The following is a 570-nucleotide window of genomic DNA, read 5'->3' as shown; positions in this document are numbered from 1 at the left end:
ACCCGACCCTTTACCCAGTCCAGCCCGACCTTCTTCAGCCATCTACATGGTTGGACCAGATAGCGGGCATTCTCGCGGTAAAGCTGGATGAAGGCGATGGTGAGGGCAATGGCCTCGTCCTCGGTGGCGACGGCGGCAAGACGCTCGGTTTCCTTCAGATCCATGCCCCCCGCGCCGCCAACACCGATCTGATAGCCGCTGTCAACGCAGATGATCCCCACATCCTTGCAGGTCGCTTCGGCGCAGTTGCGCGGGCAGCCCGACACCGCAAGCTTGACCTTGTGAGGCGTCCATGAACCCCAGAGCCGTTGTTCCAGCCTGATGCCCAGCCCCGTCGAATCCTGCGTGCCGAAGCGGCAGAATTCCGACCCCACGCAGGTTTTCACCGTGCGCAGGCCCTTGGAATAGGCATGACCGGAAACCAGACCGGCGGCATTCAGATCGGCCCAGATCGCGGGCAGATCCTCTTTCCGCACACCCAGCAGGTCGATCCGCTGTCCGCCTGTGACCTTGACCATGGGCACGTCATATTTGTCAGCAGCATCGGCAATGGCGCGCAGCTCGGCGGCA

1 protein-coding gene is annotated in these 570 nt (G+C 62.5%); it reads right to left on the bottom strand.

The window, feature by feature from the left end:
* Window positions 1-570: ferredoxin-like domain-containing protein (locus PKE99_RS39390; protein WP_498371928.1), on the bottom strand; the 570-nt coding region annotated here is incomplete at both ends.

Origin of the sequence: Pseudonocardia halophobica (assembly GCF_027922425.1) — a bacterium.
Lineage (GTDB): Bacteria > Actinomycetota > Actinomycetes > Mycobacteriales > Pseudonocardiaceae > Pseudonocardia > Pseudonocardia halophobica.
Note: the sequence above shows the minus strand (reverse complement) of the source record. Positions and strands in the feature narration are given on the sequence as shown.